Genomic DNA, 17,540 nt, shown 5'->3' with positions numbered 1-17,540 from the left:
TGGTTTCCAAGTCTATGGAGTTTCCGAGTCTACGGAGTTTCGGAGCTTCATCTAGATGCCCATTTTACTCGGTGCGAGCTTTTAATCCATATTTGATCGAACCGGGTGAATCAGACTATTGGTACACAGGCCGCTCCACTCACCAGCAATGTGCCCAGATATTTGCGGGCATCCGCGGTACCCAGATGTACTTGCTCATGCTGGTCTGGATGTGCAGGTTGAATGAGCATCACATCCGCTCCGTCCAACCCCTCCTGTACACTTCGGACCACATATCCCCTATTCAGCAGGTCATCCAATATTGCTGTTTCCGCTGCGAATTCCTCATAGGCAGACATCAGATGATACCCTCCTCTGTCGGAATACGTTCATGGACTCTGACCTGCTCCGCAATGCGAAAGGAGTCACGCCGCAAATAGGCCCCATAACCTGGAGTGCCCACAAATTGCTTGTCACGAATGACGAATTCACCACGCACCAGCACAGACACTGGCTCTCCGGTTACTTTCATCCCCTCAAACGCGCTGTAATCCACCTTCATATGATGGGTCTGCGCCGAGAGTGTCCGCTCCTGATTAGGATCGAAAATGACCAAATCAGCGTCGCTGCCTACTGCAATAGTCCCCTTGCGCGGGAATAGTCCGAACAGACGGGCACTGGCTGTCGAGATCATATTTACGAATTGATTCAGGGAAATCCGCCCCTTCCGCACTCCTTCCGAGTACAACAAGCTGAACCGATCCTCAATCATAGGTCCACCATTAGGAATTTTCGAAAAATCTCCACGCCCTAGCTCCTTCTGCCCTTTGAAATGAAACGAGCATTGATCGGAGCCGATCGTCTGCAGACCGCCTGAGGCGAGCGCCGACCAGAGAACATCCTGATTCCAGGCTTCGCGCAGCGGAGGTGACCAGACATACTTCGCACCTTCAAAACTCGGCTTCTCCAGAGCTGATTGATCCAGCAGCAAATACTGCGGACAGGTCTCGCCGTATACACGCAGTCCCTTCTTGCGCGCCTCTTGTATTTTCCACGCCGCTTCCGCACAGGTCACATGGACTACATACAGCTGTGAATCTGCAAGCTCCGTCAGATAGGCGGCTCTACCAGTTGCCTCCCCTTCCAGCTCCGGTGGACGAGTGAGCGCATGATAGATCGGCTCGGTCTTCCCGGCCGAGAGCGCTTCAGACACCAGGATGTCAATAACATCCCCGTTCTCGGCATGCACCATGACTAGTGCTCCGTGCTTCCGCGCTACCTTCAGCGTCTGGTACAATGTACCGTCATCCGCTTGGAGCGTGTGCTTGTAGGCCATGAACACCTTGAACGATGTAATGCCCTCCTTCTCCATGATCACGGGCAGTTCCTCAAGCACCTCCGCATTCAACTCTGATACCATCAGATGGAATCCATAGTCAATGACCGCCTTACCCAAGGCCTTTTCATGCCATCTCGAGACAGCCTTCTGCAGCGGCTCCCCCTTGTTCGTCAGGCAAAAGTCAATAATACTGGTCGTACCGCCGAAGGCCGCAGCCTTCGTGCCCGACGCAAAGTCATCGCAGGTTACGGTACCGCCAAAAGGCATATCCAGATGTGTATGAGGATCGATCCCACCCGGAAATACATAACAGCCGGAAGCATCAATGATCTCTGCCCCTTGGTCTTCAAGCCGCAGGCCAATCTCCACAATGATGCCACCATCCACTCGTATGTCTGCCTTATATGTGTCTACCGCTGTGACAATGATTCCGTTACGAATGAGCTTTCCTGTGCCCTTTTTTTCGTACCCGCTGTTATTGATGTTGCCATTGAAGCTATTGTTGCCGCCACTCGTGCCGTGATTACTCATGAAGATCGCACCTCCGCTTCACTAGATTCCCGGTTCAGCCCTGTCAACACTCGCTGACGCTCATTCCAGCTCATCGGTGGCCGTCCATGATTCACCTGAATCATCTCAATAGCCCCCTCCGCCGGACAGACGATAGAGCACAGATTGCAGCCTACACAATCCTCCTCCCGTACCTGAACATACGAGCGGCCTGCTCCATCTCTCAGCAAATCAATGCACTGATGCGAGGTGTCCTCGCATGCAATATGGCATTTGTTGCAGTGAATACAATGCTCCTGATGAATTCGGGCAACCACCTGATAATTGAGGTCCAGATCGCCCCAATTGGAATAACGGGGGACCGATTGGCCTACGATATCCATAACCGAGTCAATCCCCTTGTCATCCAGATAGTTATTCAGACCATCGATCATCTCGCTGACGATCCGAAAGCCATGATGCATCGCAGCTGTACATACCTGAACGCCAGAAGCCCCCATGAGCATGAACTCGACTGCATCCTGCCAGGAGGACACTCCACCCATTCCAGAGATCGGCACGCTCACCTCCGGTGTGCGGGCGCACTCAGCCACCATATTCAGCGCGATGGGCTTTACCGCAGGTCCGCAATATCCGCCGTGCGCTCCTTTTCCCCCTACATGGGGAACGGTATTCCAGGTGTCCAGGTCTACTCCCGCGAGACTGTTAATTGTATTAATCATACTGACGACGTCCGCTCCACCCAACACCGCATGGCGGGCTACCACCGTAATGTCTGTAATATTTGGCGTTAGCTTCACAATGACCGGCGTCTGTGCTACTTCCTTCACCCAATACGTCTGCATCTCGACCAGATCCGGCTGCTGCCCCGAGGCTGCTCCCATACCCCGCTCAGCCATGCCATGAGGACATCCAAAGTTCAGCTCCAATCCATCTACACCCACATCCTCCACTCGCTTGACGATCTCATGCCATTTCTCACGCTTTGGCTCCACCATCAATGACACAACCAAGGCCCGATCCGGAAAAAGACGCTTCGTCTCTCGAATCTCCCGCAGATTCACTTCAACCGGTCTGTCGGAGATCAGCTCGATATTATTGAAGCCTGCCACGCGCTGTCCCTTGAAATGCACCGCCGCGAAGCGGGAGGAGGTATTGATGATCGGATCTCCAAGCGTCTTCCAGACGGCTCCACCCCATCCTGCTTCAAAGGCTCGCTGCACCTGATATCCAGTATTGGTGGGCGGTGCCGAGGCCAGCCAAAAGGGATTCGGTGAACGGATTCCTGCCAGATTGATGCTCAAGTCTGCCATAAGCAAGCTCCTTTCGATTACAGTAGTATATAGATAGAACTGAAAATGCTAAGAGTCTGGGTCCGCATGATGTACAGATTCGCATGATACACCAGTCCACACGATACGTACATTCTCACTTGGTTCGGAACTTCTTCTGACCATCCCACACACCGTGATCCATCATGCTGTACGTTCTGCCTGGCGACTTCCTTCCTGAATCAGCGCACGGGCTGCCTGCTTTCCTTGCTCTGCTGCCGATACCACCATAGCCTCTCCCTGTCCTGCACCGAAGACAATGTCTCCTGCGGCATACACCTTGGGATGAGAGGTTCGGTAGGTATCCGGGTCCACCCGCACAACACCACGATCATGCGCAAGCCCCAGCAGCTCGATAACGCTCAGCCGCCGCTCCTGTCCAATTGCTGTCACTACGGCGTCCACTTGCATCAGATAAGTCGAGCCCTCTATCGGACGCGGCACTCTCCTCCCATCAGCTCCCGGCTCCTCCGACAGTTGCATTCGCACACACTCCAGTCCTGTCACCTGCCCCTTCTCATCACCCACGATACGCACCGGCGCGGTCAGCCAATCGAATTCAACACCCTCCTGCCGGGCAAATCGGTATTCGAAGGCATATGCTGTCATCTCTTCGCGTGTACGTCGATAGACCATCCTCACCTGCTCTGCTCCCAGACGAACGGAGGTCGTAGCCGCATCGACGGCTGTATTCCCTGCCCCGATAACCGCTACACGCGTTCCCTGAAAATGTAGTGGTGGCCGCCCATTCTTCGTACTCTCCACTAGTTCAATCGCATCGTACACTCCACCCAGTTGCTCACCCTCAATTCCTAATGGAGGAACATAGCCCATCCCGGCTGCCAGGATAATCGCATCATAATCGTCCAGAAGCTCAGCCACGGATATATCTCGTCCAACCTCGGTATTGGTCCGGAATTGTACACCCATGCTTTCTACCTGTTGAACCTCCCACAATGCAACGGCCCGGGGCAGACGAAAGGACACAATACCGTAGGTGTTCAAGCCGCCCGCAAGCGATCTTTTCTCAAACACGGTGACCTCATAGCCCTCTACAGCAAGCTCCTTCGCTGCAGCCAGGCCTGCAGGGCCACTTCCTATGACGGCGGCACGCAGACCGTTCGAATGACCAGCCCGAAACAGTTGATGTCCGCTCTGAATGGCCCAATCGGTAGCATAGCGCTGCAGCATCCCGATCTGTATCGGCTCCGAGCTGTGATTCAGCACACAGGCCCCCTCGCATAATTCCTCTGTGGGGCAGACACGTGCGCAGCTCGCACCGACTGGATTAGCATCCATAATCGTCTGGGAGGCCCCCTTCAGGTTCCCCGTCGCGATTCGATGAATGAAGGACGGAATATCGATACTGGTGGGACAAGCCTGAATGCAGGGAGCATCGTAGCAGTACAGACAACGATTAGATTCATCCTGGGCTGCGTGCGGCGTCATTCCGGGCTGTATTTCGGCAAAGGCATCCTCAAGCTGGGCATTCATCTCCATATCATTCATCTGCATCAGGGTTAAGCCTCCTTGTTCATGCCGGATACGAGCCGGCTATTCGTTGCAATGGGTTGGGAACATAGTCGGAGAGCCGTTCGATAGAGCAGCTCAGTCCCGACTGCAATATCTTCAGGGCTGGCGTATTCCGCTGGATTATGACTGATACCGTCCTTGCATCGGACAAAGATCATGCCGTAGTCACAGTAACGTGACATCTCCAGCGCATCATGGAACGGACCGCTCATCAGCTCAGGCAACTCCAGCTTCATCTCCTCAGCCGACTCGCGTATCGTACTCATAATGCGTTCAGCGCAGTAACGCGGTTCACTGACTGTATCCTCGCGTATAGTATATGTGAGCCCAAGTGAGCCTGCGGTGGTATCCATGAAGGAGCGTAGCTCTCGCTCCAGCTGATCCCGACGCTCCATATCCATATCTCGTAGATCCACGGTGAACCGGACGTGCTCCGGGATGATATTTCGGGAATCTGGCATGACCTGCAGCGAGCCCACCGTCGCGACCGTCGGGGCCTGCGGCTCCCGTGAGGCAAGCTCATGAAGGTACTGGATAACCCGCGCTGCTCCAACAAGCGCATCCCTGCGCATGAACATCGGCACCGACCCGGCATGGCCAGCAAAGCCATACATATCTACCGTCCACCAGATCGGGCCCGAGATCCCTGTAACTACTCCGACCGAATGCCCTCCCGCTTCGAGGACTGGACCTTGCTCGATGTGTAGCTCGACATACGCTCTGACCGCCCCTGGAGCGTATTGGCTCTCCGCGAACCGCTCCGGATCGCCACCGAACGCAAGCAATGCTTCGCGGCGCGATATCCCATTTTTGTCCTCACGCTCCAGCTCCCCTTCCTCCAGGCGACCCAGAAGTCCCCTGACTCCGAACAATCCCTTATTGAAGCGACAGCCCTCTTCATCACTGAAGGCGACAACCTCCAGTGGTGCATCCAGCGTAATTCCCTGCTCTTGCAGCACCTCTGCCACCTCCAACGCACCGATGACACCCACAATACCATCGAAGCGCCCTGCATAAGGCTGAGTGTCGAGATGTGAACCCAGCATTACAGCTGGAGCGGATGCATCACGTCCTTCCAAGCGACCAATCACATTACCGAAGGCATCCATGTGCGTCTTCAGCCCCGCCTGCTCCATCCAGCCCATGACAACCTTCACAGCCTCCAGATCCTCAGGAGACATAGCCAGTCTGCATACCCCGGTGGGACTGATCTTACCAATGCAAGATAGTGCCTCGATTCGTTCCATCACTCGTTCCTGCTGAATGGCCCAGGTGTTCAACGATATCCCTCCTTTAGATAAGCGAGCAGGTAATCAAGTCAACTTTTGTTACACGAATAATCCAGCACACACGAATGATTTCTTTGCACAACAGATTTGATATATATAGGATAAATATATTTCCCTTCGCAGTTATATATACTAACATGATATAATCCCAACTATAGATGAATAAGAATGCTTTAACATTAGACATGTTGTCAAAAGGAATGCTGTAATTTGTTACATTCTTCAAATTCTTCAAGAATGTCCGTTTGGCTCAAGCGCTTGTGAAATCCTTACGTACCAACGACACTATTTAGGAAACGGGGTGCTGTAATTGGATTGGAGAGTTCTTTGTACCGTGGATGAGGCTTTGAACAGACCTGTGTTCCAGGGAGCATACCTGATTGCAGGTCACGCAGGAACAACCCGGCCGATTCGGTGGGTTCACATTCTGGAGACGGAGCAATTCGATTCACTGATTCATGGCGGGGAAATGATTCTGACGACAGGTATAGGCATGCAAGCGGATATGCTGACCTTCATTAACAGGCTGATCCACAGCAATGCAGCGTGCCTCTGTGTAGAATTGGGGCCCCAATGTCCTGCGATCCCGGAGGACGTAATCGTCATGGCAAATGAGCAGCAATTTCCGCTCGTAGTATTCCCGCACACCGTCCGCTTCGTGGATATTACGCTGGATCTTCACTCTCTGCTCCTCACCGAGCAGCAGCGCAAGCGGCGGGAGCTGGAGCACATTACCCGCGAATTTCACCGCCTAACCCTGATGCCGCAGGGCAGTAGGAATGTTCTTCGCCTGCTCCACGAGAGTATCGGGCGCCCACTTGTCTATCGCCCACTGGTGGGAAAAGCGATATTCCTGCCGGCCAATCCGGCCAAGGATCATCTCCATTGGCTTCAGATCATTGAGGAGTTCCACTGCACATCAGCTCCTCTCTCTACAGAACAGATGGGTGTCATTCACGCACCAGTTCACACTAAAGAAGCATCCGGGCAGCAATCCACTATGGCTCTACCCACACTTGCGATCCGTCCCATCGGTGCACTCGGGCAGACCTGGGCCCATCTCGCTTTCCTGCATCACGGCGATGATACAGCCGACGAGCTCAGCCTGCTCGACTCTGCCGCCTTATCCATTGCACAGGAGCTGCTCCGCAGCCATACGCTGGAGGATCGCCGCTGGTCCACCCACCAGCAATGGCTTCAAGAGCTGGTAGAAGGGCAAATCCGGGACGAGCGTCAGTTAATGGGTATGATTGGCCCGGACTATCACGCCCTCAACGAGCGACCATATCGTATCGCGATCCTGGAGCACGAAGCCCCGAGCAGTAACATACGAGCTGACGTCAGCAGCAGCCTTTCGCAATTCGCTCCCTCACTCCGCCATATTCTGGAGCAGGCCGGATACCGATTGTGGATCACTGCCAGTCCCAACAGGGTTATCCTCTTCATCACCGACCCCCAGCTTCAGCACGACAAAGAAAGACTTTTGCAGACACTCTCAGGCATTACGGGCCCTAAAGGCACTACAGGCACGATCCGTAATACAGAACATAATAGGCATACAGATAGCATCAGCATCAGAGATACTACAGGCATCAGAAATAATACAAGCACGAGAGATACCACGAGCAGCATCACGTACAATGCGGAGAACGCCAGCATCGCGAATACACGACAACGTATTAGCCCAAATAACCACTTAAGCTCATTTGCCGGGACGCCCACTTCACAGGCATTGCCGATGCAGATAGCAGCCTTGATCATTGGCGTCAGCCATGTGCACACAGGGCTTGCCGCAGCTACTGCAGCATATCAGGAAGGATTACAGGCACTGAATCTGTACCCTTGTATTCGCCAACCACTACTGTTCTACGAGGATTTGGGTATTTTTCAGCTGCTTCCACACTTGAACGATGGCCATACCTTACAGCGCTTTATAGCCTCCTACCTCGGACCACTCATCAGTCACGACGAGATCAAGGGTAGCGAACTCCTGCTCACACTCAAGGTATATCTCGATAACGATGGCTCCAAGCAAATGGCTGCCAGGCAATTATTCATCGTCCGCCAATCCCTGTATTACCGCCTGGACAAAATCACCGAACTGCTGGGGGCAGAGTTCATGCAGGCCGAGCACCGCCTCTCCATACAGGTTGCGATTCGAGCCTACCAGCTTCTGTATCCCGAGAAGCTCAAGCTTCCGAACCGTACCGTCTCTCTCCAACAATAGCCAGACATCATTGACATTTCGGATTACGAAGACTTCAACAGAAGACTTCGACAGGAGACTTCAACAGAAGACTTCGACAGGAGATTTCAACAAGAGACTTCAGAGAAGCTTGATTCACTCATGTCGCTTCACCCACAAGCCCATCAAGCCGACTGATACTCATAACCTGTAGAAGCGTCTGGATTATGAATTCCACATCCTCATCCGTGGAGGATAGAGGAGGCGCCAGCGTCAGCACGTTGTTAAATCCAGCGACGGTGTCTCCATTTTTGCCAATGATCAGCCCTCTTTGCTTACACTCAGCTATAATCCCTGTAATGACAGACAACGGGACTGGTTCCTTGGTCTGCTTATCCGCAACCAGCTCAATCCCGAGCATGAAGCCGAAGCAGCGTATATCACCTACGAGCGGATGATCATGGAGAGCAGTTAATCGCTGATGGAGACGCTCGCCGAGCAGCTGCGATCGTTCCACCAGTTGCTCTCTCTCCATGATCTCCAGATTACGCAGTGCCAGTGCACAAGCCGCAGGGTTGCCGCCGAACGTATTCACATGACGAAGGTGGCCGTGCAGCTCGGAATCCTTGAAGGCTTCATAGATCTCCTTGCGAACAGCAGTTGCCGATAGCGGAAGATAGCCGCTGGTCAGCCCCTTGGCCATCGTGATCACATCCGGGCGAATGCCGAAGTTCTGATGCCCGAACTTGCGGCCCGAGCGTCCGAATCCGCAGATCACTTCATCCATGATGAGCAGCACGCCGTGACGCGTACAGATATCGCGGACCTTCTGTACATATGATGCCTCTGGCACCAGTAGGCCGCCACCCGTAATGACAGGCTCCATAATGACGGCTGCTACCGTCTCTGCCCCCTCCCAGATGATCATGTCCTCAACCGCCTGCGCACACTGCTCACTGAACTGCTCCAGTGTCAACCCTGCCGGGCGGCGGTAGCTGTCCGGAGGGCTCACATGCAGGAAGCCTCCCGCCAAGGGCTCATACTTGAACTTGCGCTGTGCCTGGCCCGTGGCGGACAGGGCGCCGAGCGAGCTGCCATGATACCCCCGGTATCTTGCAATGAATTTGTGCCGATAATGCTGTCCGATCTGTTGCTGATATTGACGGACTATTTTAAAAGCAACCTCATTGGCCTCTGATCCACTGTTGGAGAAGAAGATGACATAGTCCCCCTCCAGCCACTCATTCAGCTTCTCAGCTAGTTGAATCGCCGGCAGATGACTCTGGGTGAGCGGAAAATAAGGCAGAGCCGCCAACTGATCATATGCAGCCTGAGCCAGCTCCGTTCTCCCGTACCCGACATTGACACACCACATGCCTGACATGCCATCCAGATATTTATTGCCCTCCAGGTCGGTAATCCATGAGCCTTCACCGCGAACACCAACCATGGGACGGTGATCCTCCCGGTAAGGCAGGATGTTGTGCCACAGGTACTTGCGGTCCTTGTCTAACGCCTGCTCCATCTCGTCGGTTGCCTGCATCAGGTCGCTCATCTCCTTTTTTTATATCCACGATTCTATACTTCTGCATCGATCCTCTAGCCAGCAAAAACTACGCCTGTCTTTCCGCATGTGCGATACCCACGCGTTATCCGTCGTTTTTCCATACGTCATATGCTCGTTCATCGAGCCACACTTCATTCTTATCTCAATCGGCATAAGCCCATGATCTGTAAGCCTTACCCCACCACAAAGCCCACAGACCACTCGCTATATACTGGATAGCTGCTGGTAGGTCTCGGGACGCCGATCCCTGTAGAACTGCCAGCTCTCTCGCACCTCGCGAATCAGCTTCTTGTTCATGTCTCCCAGCACGATCTCGGTACGATCCCGGCTACCCATGGCGACGAAGCTCCCGCGCGGGTCCACCAGATAGGACTGTCCATAGAATTCCCCCATACTCCAAGGGGCTTCGGTGCCCACCCGGTTAATGGCCGCAACGTAATATCCATTGGCTACCGCATGCGCTGGCTGCTCCAGCTTCCACAGATATTCCGATGTACCTGCGACAGTCGCCGACGGGTTGAAGACAATCTCCGCACCGTTCAGCCCTAGCATTCTTGCACCCTCGGGAAAGTGACGATCATAGCAAATGTATACCCCTACCTTGGCATACGCCGTATCAAAGACAGGATACCCAAGGTTGCCCGGCTTGAAGTAATACTTTTCCCAGAAGCCCGCCACACCCTTCCCTGCCCCAACATGTGGAATATGATGCTTACGATACTTGCCCAGGTAGCTCCCATCTGCATCAATGACAGCTGCGGTGTTGTAATAGGTAGCGATACCCTCTCGCTCATAGACAGGCAGCACAATGACGACAGACAGTTCTTTGGCGAGCTCCTGGAAGTGGCGTACTGTGGGTCCTCCCGGAATCTCCTCGGCAGCCTCGTACCATTTAGGGATTTGCTCCGCGCAGAAGTAAGGTCCATAGAAAATCTCCTGTAGGCCGATAATCTTGGCCCCTTGGGCTGCAGCCTCACGAACCAGACTCTCATGCTGCTCCACTGCAGCTTGCTTGTGTGCTTCCACGGCTTCATCACCATGCAGTGGATGCATGGCCTGAATCATTCCGATTGTTACCGTATCCATGTGCAGCCTCCTTCGTCATTTCACTCTCGTTATGTCACCATCCAGCTATTTCGTCGTTTTTGCTTACTTTTCACTACTGCTGACTTTTCTCACCTAGACATCACTAATGAACCACTTGCCAATCTGTTCAAATAGTATCCACCATGCCCACACCTTATGGCTTGGAAGCAAGCTCCATAATCTCATGGGTATAGGCCTTCTCCAGATCAGCAGGCTGCTTAATGACCCCGAATTGGTGAGCAATATCCGCCGTCTGCTTGAACATCGCATCATCAATCTGCCCCATACGTGCAGGGTCCATTCCATTGGGTAAAATCAGCTTGGCAACCTCCTCCATCATCTTCAGCTGATGCTCTCTTGAGGTACTCCCTTGCTCTGCTTGCTTCATGACGATATCTACCGCCTCTTCCGGATTTTCGATCGCGTCCTTCCACCCTTTCAGGGATGCCCGAACGAACTTGGCTGCCGTCTCCTTGTTCCCCTCCAGCCAATCCCCGTTCGCGAATAGGTTATCCTCAAGCATCGCCACACCCTCATCATTCATGTCAATGACAATCAGTTCATCAGCGCTCACACCTTGCTCCAGCACTACCTGATATTCGTTGTAGGTCATAGCCGAGGCTGCATCCAGCTCGCCAGATATGAATTGATCCATCGTAAAGCCCTGCTTGGCAAATTCAAGATCCTTCGCTGGGTCCAGCTGATATTTGTCAAATAGAGCCAGCACCTCAAATTCGTTGCCACCCATCCAATTCCCTACCTTCTTACCCTTCAGCCCCACCGGGCTATCTATTCCAGAATCCTTCTTCGCGACCAGCACCAGCCCACTCTTCTGGAAGATCTGTGCGATCTGAACAAGTGGCATCTCCTGCTCCTGATGCGCTAGCAGACTCGCCACCCAGTCCACACCGATATCCGCTGCACCACTCGCCACCTGCTGCTCTGGCACGATATCCGGGCCACCAGGCAGAATCTCGACCTGAAGCCCCTCTTCCTCATAGTAGCCTTTATCCAGAGCTACAAAGTATCCAGCGAACTGTGCCTGTGGCACCCACTTGAGCTGCAGCCTCACCTCGGCGGGCTGTGCTCGCGAGTCAGCACCGTCCGTTCCTTCCACAGCAGTTCCGCTTCCTGCACCTCCGTTGCCTGCACATCCGGCAAGCATGAGCGTGAGCACCAGCACACCCAATCCGACTGCACGTGAGTAAGCACGTTGTACATATTGGCCCATACGCTCTCCCCCTTATTTCTAAATACGATCACTTCACCGCAAGCAACAGCAGCATGCTGCAACAGCCCCAGAAGTATTCTGCAGGGCAACCAACCATACTTCAAGGTTCTATCGCACCACTGAGGTTCGTACACCAGAATTCGTACATTAGAATTCATACATTAGAATTCATATACACTAGAGTCCATACACACTAGAATTGATAGAGTGGAGTTCACACACCAAGGATCGATCACATCAAAAATTCTCATTATACATAGCTCCACAGTCCCCCCTTAGGTGCGCTGGGAGGCATGCCAACGCAAGAGTAGCCGCTCCAGGCTGTCAGCTAGCAGATAGAATGCGATACCTGCTAGTGCAGCAATGACGATACAGGCCCAGCCTAGCGGCATCTTGGCTACCTTGATCGAGTTGGACAACAGATACCCCAACCCCTTCGAGGAATAAAAGAATTCACCCACGATTGCTCCAATCATTGCGGCAGTCGTGTTGACCTTAAGTGCTGTCAGCACATAAGGAAGGCTATTGTAAATACGTACATATCGAAAAATCTGCCAACGACTCGCCGCATTCGCCTGCATGAAATCCATCGCCAGCGGATCTACCGCGGTCAGCCCCTTGTAGGCACCTACCGCCATGGCAGCCATTGTCGTCACAGATACAATGGCGATCCGCGAGCCCATCCCATCCCCGAACCATAGGTTCGTAATCGGGGCAAGCGCCACAATCGGTACAGCATTCAGAGCAGCCACCAACCATACGCCACCACTCCCCCACCTTGGCCAGAAGGTCGCACAGACAGCTATAGTCAATCCCAAGGAAGAACCAACCGCTAGGCCCAGCACCGCTTCACTCAGCGTATAACCTGCATAAGCAAGCAGTAGCGCAGCATCCTCATATACAGCCTGCGCGATGGTTGAAGGCAAGGGCAACTGATACGTACGAAGATTCAAAACGTCATGCAGCACTCGACCCTGCCAGAGCACCAAGAGCAGAATACCTGCCACCAGTGGAAGAAGCAGGCTTCGTATCGACTCAATACTGCGAGCGCTCCTTGGACGCCGTAGCGGAGCAGCTCCTACCTCCATCTGTGGCGATGGCCATCCTGCCTCTGCGGCATCTCCCTTCATCCTCATGCACCTCCTCTGCGCAAATCAGGCTGCCAGGGAGCCACCCGCCGCTCAAGCCAGCTAATGAACAGATAGCTCGCTACCCCAAGCGCAGCTCCAGTCATGACCGTACACCAGAACATATAGGCATGTGACGGTCCATAGTAGAGATTTCGCAGCATAATGACACCAATCCCACGACGCGCACCCATCAGCTCTACTAGAATGGCTCCCGTTACCGCTAGTGGAGCCGCAATCTTAAGACCGTTGAACATGGCCGGCAGTGCCGCAGGCACACGCAGCTTCACATACACCTGCCAAGGCTTGGCTGCACAGGAAGCCATTAATTCAAGCTCAGTCGGAGACACACTCCTGAGTCCCTTGAGCATATTCAACGTCACAGGAAAGAAGGTAATATAGCCAGCAATCAGAACGCGTGCGATGTTCTCATCACGGACAATACCATAGAGAATCGGGGCAAGACCTAGCACGGGAATCATCTGCGAGGCCACCGCATAAGGAAGAGCCGCCTGCTCGATCCAGCGGGACATACTCATGACTACAGCCAGTAGAATGCCTCCCACGGCTCCCAGAAGGAAGCCCCAAGTCGCATTCAAGAGTGTAATTCCGCCCTCCTTGAATAGCGTTGGGTAATAGCGCGATAGCTCAGCTACCAATTCGTGAATGTAAGGGAGTTTGGACTGGGCCAGCGGAGTCTGCACGATATGGAGCAGCATCCAGGAAGCAGACTGCCACAATATAAACAACGCGGTCAGCCACATCAGCGCAGGCAGCAGACGCCCGTGCACACGCAGCACACCATCCTTCACACGGACACCTCCCCAAAGCAGCTTCGAACACGGGAAATCAGGTTATAAAATTCCGGGGTGCTTCGCATATCCGGAGTACGAGGTCTAGGGAGAGAAATATCAATGACGGCAGCAAGTCGACCGGGGTGGGGACTGAGGACGAAGACGCGGTCGGAAAGGAAGATGGACTCGGCTATGCTATGGGTTACGAATACTACCGTATTCCCCACCTGATTCCAGATGGCAAGAAGCTCTTCATTCAGCCGTTCACGCACGAACTCGTCGAGCGCGGAGAAGGGCTCATCCATCAGTAGAATTTCCGGCTCTGTGGACAGGGCCCTTGCGATCGCTGCTCGTTGCTGCATCCCACCACTTAGCTGCCAGGGGTAGTGATTGCCAAAGGAGCCCAGCCCCACCAGACTCAACAGCTCATCAGCCCTGCGATACCGCTCCGCCTTCCCTATCCCGCCCATCTCCAATGGGAGGGCGATATTGTCTCGTACCTTGCGCCAGTCATAGAGCACAGGATTCTGAAAGACAATGCCATATTTGTGCGCCAGCCGCGCCTCGGTAGCAGAGCCTCCTGCAATCAGCACCTCGCCGGAGGTGGGCTGTTGAAGATCAGCCATGATGCGTAGCAGTGTGGTCTTTCCGCACCCAGAGGGACCGAGCAGGGATACGAATTCACCTTTACCTACACTCAGACTAACCTCCTGTAATGCCAGCACTTCCTTCTGATCACTCTGGTACTTCATCGTCACACGATCCATTACAATTTCAGGTGCCATGCCCTCTGACCGATTCAACAGGAGTCCTCCTTTCTCCAGCTGCAATTACATATGTGTTTGCTTTTCTTACATTGTATAGAACAACATATCCCACTTCATTAGACAGCAAGTCAAAAATGCAGCGCATTGGCCAGTCACATTGTCTAGTCCCTTCTGATGCAAAGCATAAATAGGTTACTTAGAGGTATTTTTATATAACATTGCCCGATATATAGCTGTTATATAGTTATAGTAGAGCTCTATTTGGAGTGGGCGGTTGCTGAAGCGGCTGCTGAGGTCAAGCGAACGGAGTAAATCTTCTCCACATGCAAAAGAACCCCCCTGCCTAATAGCAGGAGGGTCCACACTTTTATATTGGTTCTATATTGGTTAAGCTTAGGAATTCTGGAGATCGACAAACCCCTTACCGAATACATCCCGCACATCATGAATCGTTATAAAAGCCTCATGATCTGTCGCCTTTACAATTTTCTTAAGCATAGCAATCTCTTGCTTACTCACTACAATATATAGAATGTCCATGGAAGACTTCGTGTAATATCCGCGACCACTTAGCACCGTCACGCCTCGATCCATCTGCTTATTCACCATTTCGGCAATTCGGTCCTGCTCCTTGGATATAATCGTCACTGCTTTGGTCGGATTCAAGCCTGCAATCACGAACTCCATGACCTTGGTCGCAACGAATAGCATAATAATGGTGAACATCAATCGCTCTGGTCCAATTATGAAATAAGAGGACGCCGCAACGAGCACATCGCAGAATAGCAGTGCATAGCTAATATTCCAATCCCAGTATTTATTCATGAACTTCGCTATAATGACTGTCCCTGCTGTCGTGCCTCCTACCCGCACAATCAATCCGATGCCCAGTCCAATAATCGCACCACCAAAGATCGCGTTCACCATCAGATCACTGGAGACAATCCGCCACCCTTCCGTCAGATGAAGGAACAACGAATGAAAGGAGACTGCAAGCACGGTGTATACGACCGTTCGCTTTGGAAGGAACCGATAGCCAACCGCCAGCAGCAGCATATTGATAATCAGGCTCGTCCAGCCTGGCGACCATTCCAGCAAATAATACAAAATAATCGTAACCCCTACCACGCCACCTTCGCCAAATTCATGGGGAATGATGAATACATTAATTCCAAGCGCAAAAGCAAGGGCACCCACCATAATGATCAATACATCTGTAATTGTTCTTCTCATGCGTTACAGCCTACTCTCCCGAATTGTTCTATGAGCATGACCCGGGAAAGCCTATCACTTCGTGTCATGACCACACCTACATCTAATCACGGATCGCCCAACCTCTCAAGCAGTTGTGCTACCATGCTAACAGTTTAACCGATTAAAGGCGTTGTCTCCCTTGAGCCCAGCAACAGAAGGGAAGCGTTACAGGAGACCCATTTTTGTGTAAAATCCCCAAAGAGTATCGTCATCCCTTCCATTATCTGATATCATTGAGTTGTTTCCATTGATATTGGTACGGGAGGTATTCGTATTGAATTTGTACAACATCAGCAAGAAGAGCCAAATGGATGCACGTGAACTGATGCTGCTGGATTCTGAGCTCAAGCGTCAGGGCAAGAATATGGTCGTAGCTTATATTCTGTGGTATTTCCTCGGCATGTTCGGGGGCCATCGCTTCTATATGGGCAAAACGGGCAGCGCCGTTGCACAGTTGATCCTGAGCCTTACCGTCATCGGCATGATCGTTACTACGGTCTGGTGGATCGTAGATGCATTTCTGCTTCACACCTGGGTCCGTGAGCATAATGCGGTGATTGAGGACCGCTTGATTGACGAGATCTCAATGCAAGGCTCCTATCCTCCTCCACCGCCTTCACCTTACCTATGAAGCTGAGTCGGAGTGATTTGACGGTCAATGAGCTGCTGATCCTCAACGGTGCCCTGAGAGATCATGAGAAATCACTTGCTTTGGGGTATCTGATGCTCATTGGTGGTCATTTGGGTGTCCATCGTTTTTATGTCAAGAGAATCGCAACTGGCATTATTCAATTGATTCTATTCATCCTCGCCATGATTAGCTATGTTGTTATGCTGTTCGCAATGGAGTTCATTGAGACTACCTCGAGCGGATTGGCTTGGTTCCTAGGAAGTCTGATACCACTGATACTATTCGGTGGTGCTCTGACCATCTGGGTCATCGTGGATTTGTTCTTGCTGCCAGGCATGATTCGCAATTGGAATGCCAAGGTTGAGGAAGATATTCTACGGGAAATCTACCAGCATCGGCTGAACACACAGACCAATGCAGGGCCAGAGAACGGGTATACGCCAGCACCCCAAAGTCCTTTGTGACCCGAATCAGCAGATAGGCGAACGCATGCAAAAGAGCCTTCAAGCGCACGTAAGTGTACTCGAAGGCTCTTTAAGTATATAGCAATGCGTTCAGACGCCGTATAACTCCAAATGGATAATAGCTATAAGCGGATGATAGTCTAGTGCTTGTTATTGCTAAAGCTGTTATTTACGAGCACGCAAAGCTTCTTCTCGCCTTTTTCCATAGGTGAGCCGCAAAGAGAACAAGAAGGCTGTACGTCGAAGGAGAAGTTATCTCTCATCCACCCATTACAGCTCTCGCTGGTACAAGACCAGACCACTGTAATTTCTTCTATCGTCTCTTCCATTGGTTTTTTGCGCGAATTGTACATGAACGTCCCCTCTTTCCTCAAGATAAAATGTAATGAAGAAGAAAACTCGTTTAACGTACGGCTTTGCTCTGCAACTAAGAAAGACATCCCTTGATGTCCT

General features: G+C 52.4%; 16 protein-coding genes. 3 read left to right on the top strand and 13 right to left on the bottom strand.

What is annotated here, in order from left to right:
* Window positions 1–110: 110 nt before the first annotated feature.
* The 5 genes from MKX74_RS01535 to MKX74_RS01515 form a co-directional block, all read right to left on the bottom strand.
* Window positions 111–338 (bottom strand): hypothetical protein, encoded by a 228-nt coding sequence (locus MKX74_RS01535; RefSeq protein ID WP_341177275.1) that lies wholly within the window; start codon window positions 336–338, stop codon window positions 111–113.
* The gene (gene hydA / locus MKX74_RS01530) at window positions 338–1,849 is read right to left on the bottom strand and encodes a dihydropyrimidinase (protein ID WP_341177274.1); all 1,512 of its coding nucleotides are present in this window, start codon (window positions 1,847–1,849) and stop codon (window positions 338–340) included. Before hydA ends, MKX74_RS01535 begins: the two co-directional genes overlap by 1 nt.
* Window positions 1,846–3,141 (bottom strand): NAD-dependent dihydropyrimidine dehydrogenase subunit PreA, encoded by a 1,296-nt coding sequence (gene preA, locus MKX74_RS01525; protein ID WP_341177273.1) that lies wholly within the window; start codon window positions 3,139–3,141, stop codon window positions 1,846–1,848. The genes hydA and preA overlap by 4 nt, the downstream gene beginning before the upstream one ends.
* Before the next feature lie 162 nt (window positions 3,142–3,303).
* Window positions 3,304–4,668, bottom strand: a complete 1,365-nt coding sequence (locus MKX74_RS01520) for an NAD(P)-dependent oxidoreductase (RefSeq protein WP_445667298.1) — start codon at window positions 4,666–4,668, stop codon at window positions 3,304–3,306.
* Between the two features lie 11 nt (window positions 4,669–4,679).
* The gene (locus MKX74_RS01515; RefSeq protein WP_341177271.1) at window positions 4,680–5,972 is read right to left on the bottom strand and encodes a M20 family metallo-hydrolase; all 1,293 of its coding nucleotides are present in this window, start codon (window positions 5,970–5,972) and stop codon (window positions 4,680–4,682) included.
* A gap of 343 nt (window positions 5,973–6,315) precedes the next feature.
* On the opposite strand from MKX74_RS01515, the gene MKX74_RS01510 reads away from it, so the two are divergent.
* Window positions 6,316–8,208, top strand: a complete 1,893-nt coding sequence (locus MKX74_RS01510; protein ID WP_341177270.1) for a PucR family transcriptional regulator — start codon at window positions 6,316–6,318, stop codon at window positions 8,206–8,208.
* Between the two features lie 118 nt (window positions 8,209–8,326).
* Here the strand turns inward: MKX74_RS01510 and MKX74_RS01505 are convergent, their stop codons facing one another.
* The 7 genes from MKX74_RS01505 to MKX74_RS01475 form a co-directional block, all read right to left on the bottom strand.
* Window positions 8,327–9,709, bottom strand: coding sequence for an aspartate aminotransferase family protein (locus tag MKX74_RS01505; RefSeq protein ID WP_341177269.1), 1,383 nt, complete (start codon window positions 9,707–9,709; stop codon window positions 8,327–8,329).
* A 228-nt stretch (window positions 9,710–9,937) separates the two neighbouring features.
* The gene (locus tag MKX74_RS01500) at window positions 9,938–10,819 is read right to left on the bottom strand and encodes a nitrilase-related carbon-nitrogen hydrolase (RefSeq protein WP_341177268.1); all 882 of its coding nucleotides are present in this window, start codon (window positions 10,817–10,819) and stop codon (window positions 9,938–9,940) included.
* A 154-nt stretch (window positions 10,820–10,973) separates the two neighbouring features.
* Window positions 10,974–12,050 carry an ABC transporter substrate-binding protein gene (locus MKX74_RS01495; protein WP_341177267.1) on the bottom strand — a complete coding sequence of 359 codons (1,077 nt, stop codon included), beginning with the start codon at window positions 12,048–12,050 and terminating at the stop codon, window positions 10,974–10,976.
* 275 nt (window positions 12,051–12,325) lie between these two features.
* Window positions 12,326–13,180 carry an ABC transporter permease gene (locus MKX74_RS01490; RefSeq protein WP_341177266.1) on the bottom strand — a complete coding sequence of 285 codons (855 nt, stop codon included), beginning with the start codon at window positions 13,178–13,180 and terminating at the stop codon, window positions 12,326–12,328.
* A gap of 2 nt (window positions 13,181–13,182) precedes the next feature.
* Window positions 13,183–13,989, bottom strand: coding sequence for an ABC transporter permease (locus MKX74_RS01485; protein ID WP_341177265.1), 807 nt, complete (start codon window positions 13,987–13,989; stop codon window positions 13,183–13,185).
* Window positions 13,986–14,774 carry an ABC transporter ATP-binding protein gene (locus MKX74_RS01480; protein WP_341177264.1) on the bottom strand — a complete coding sequence of 263 codons (789 nt, stop codon included), beginning with the start codon at window positions 14,772–14,774 and terminating at the stop codon, window positions 13,986–13,988. The genes MKX74_RS01485 and MKX74_RS01480 overlap by 4 nt, the downstream gene beginning before the upstream one ends.
* 357 nt (window positions 14,775–15,131) lie before the next feature.
* A complete protein-coding gene (locus MKX74_RS01475) occupies window positions 15,132–15,971 on the bottom strand; it encodes a YitT family protein (RefSeq protein WP_341177263.1) in 840 nt (279 codons plus the stop codon).
* A gap of 295 nt (window positions 15,972–16,266) precedes the next feature.
* On the opposite strand from MKX74_RS01475, the gene MKX74_RS01470 reads away from it, so the two are divergent.
* Both MKX74_RS01470 and MKX74_RS01465 read left to right on the top strand, forming a co-directional pair.
* Window positions 16,267–16,623, top strand: a complete 357-nt coding sequence (locus MKX74_RS01470) for a TM2 domain-containing protein (RefSeq protein WP_025680780.1) — start codon at window positions 16,267–16,269, stop codon at window positions 16,621–16,623.
* Window positions 16,620–17,087 carry a TM2 domain-containing protein gene (locus MKX74_RS01465; protein WP_341177262.1) on the top strand — a complete coding sequence of 156 codons (468 nt, stop codon included), beginning with the start codon at window positions 16,620–16,622 and terminating at the stop codon, window positions 17,085–17,087. The genes MKX74_RS01470 and MKX74_RS01465 overlap by 4 nt, the downstream gene beginning before the upstream one ends.
* Before the next feature lie 140 nt (window positions 17,088–17,227).
* Here MKX74_RS01465 and MKX74_RS01460 read toward each other — a convergent pair whose 3' ends face one another.
* On the bottom strand, window positions 17,228–17,440 hold the full coding sequence (locus MKX74_RS01460) for a cold-shock protein (protein WP_018886950.1): 213 nt from the start codon (window positions 17,438–17,440) through the stop codon (window positions 17,228–17,230).
* Between the last annotated feature and the right edge of the window lie 100 nt (window positions 17,441–17,540).

Source organism: Paenibacillus sp. FSL K6-1230 (assembly GCF_038002385.1).
Lineage (GTDB): Bacteria > Bacillota > Bacilli > Paenibacillales > Paenibacillaceae > Paenibacillus > Paenibacillus massiliensis.
This window is presented reverse-complemented; position numbering and strand designations above follow the sequence as displayed.

Bases quoted from the DNA above. Each gene is read 5' to 3' on its own strand.
- MKX74_RS01465 (WP_341177262.1), top strand. From the start codon at position 16,620: ATGAAGCTGAGTCGGAGTGATTTGACGGTCAATGAGCTGCTGATCCTC.
- MKX74_RS01500 (WP_341177268.1), bottom strand. From the start codon at position 10,819: ATGGATACGGTAACAATCGGAATGATTCAGGCCATGCATCCACTGCAT.
- MKX74_RS01495 (WP_341177267.1), bottom strand. From the start codon at position 12,050: ATGGGCCAATATGTACAACGTGCTTACTCACGTGCAGTCGGATTGGGT.
- MKX74_RS01460 (WP_018886950.1), bottom strand. From the start codon at position 17,440: ATGTACAATTCGCGCAAAAAACCAATGGAAGAGACGATAGAAGAAATT.
- preA (WP_341177273.1), bottom strand. From the start codon at position 3,141: ATGGCAGACTTGAGCATCAATCTGGCAGGAATCCGTTCACCGAATCCC.
- MKX74_RS01475 (WP_341177263.1), bottom strand. From the start codon at position 15,971: ATGAGAAGAACAATTACAGATGTATTGATCATTATGGTGGGTGCCCTT.
- MKX74_RS01505 (WP_341177269.1), bottom strand. From the start codon at position 9,709: ATGCAGGCAACCGACGAGATGGAGCAGGCGTTAGACAAGGACCGCAAG.
- MKX74_RS01490 (WP_341177266.1), bottom strand. From the start codon at position 13,180: ATGAAGGGAGATGCCGCAGAGGCAGGATGGCCATCGCCACAGATGGAG.
- MKX74_RS01520 (WP_445667298.1), bottom strand. From the start codon at position 4,668: ATGAATGATATGGAGATGAATGCCCAGCTTGAGGATGCCTTTGCCGAA.
- MKX74_RS01535 (WP_341177275.1), bottom strand. From the start codon at position 338: ATGTCTGCCTATGAGGAATTCGCAGCGGAAACAGCAATATTGGATGAC.
- hydA (WP_341177274.1), bottom strand. From the start codon at position 1,849: ATGAGTAATCACGGCACGAGTGGCGGCAACAATAGCTTCAATGGCAAC.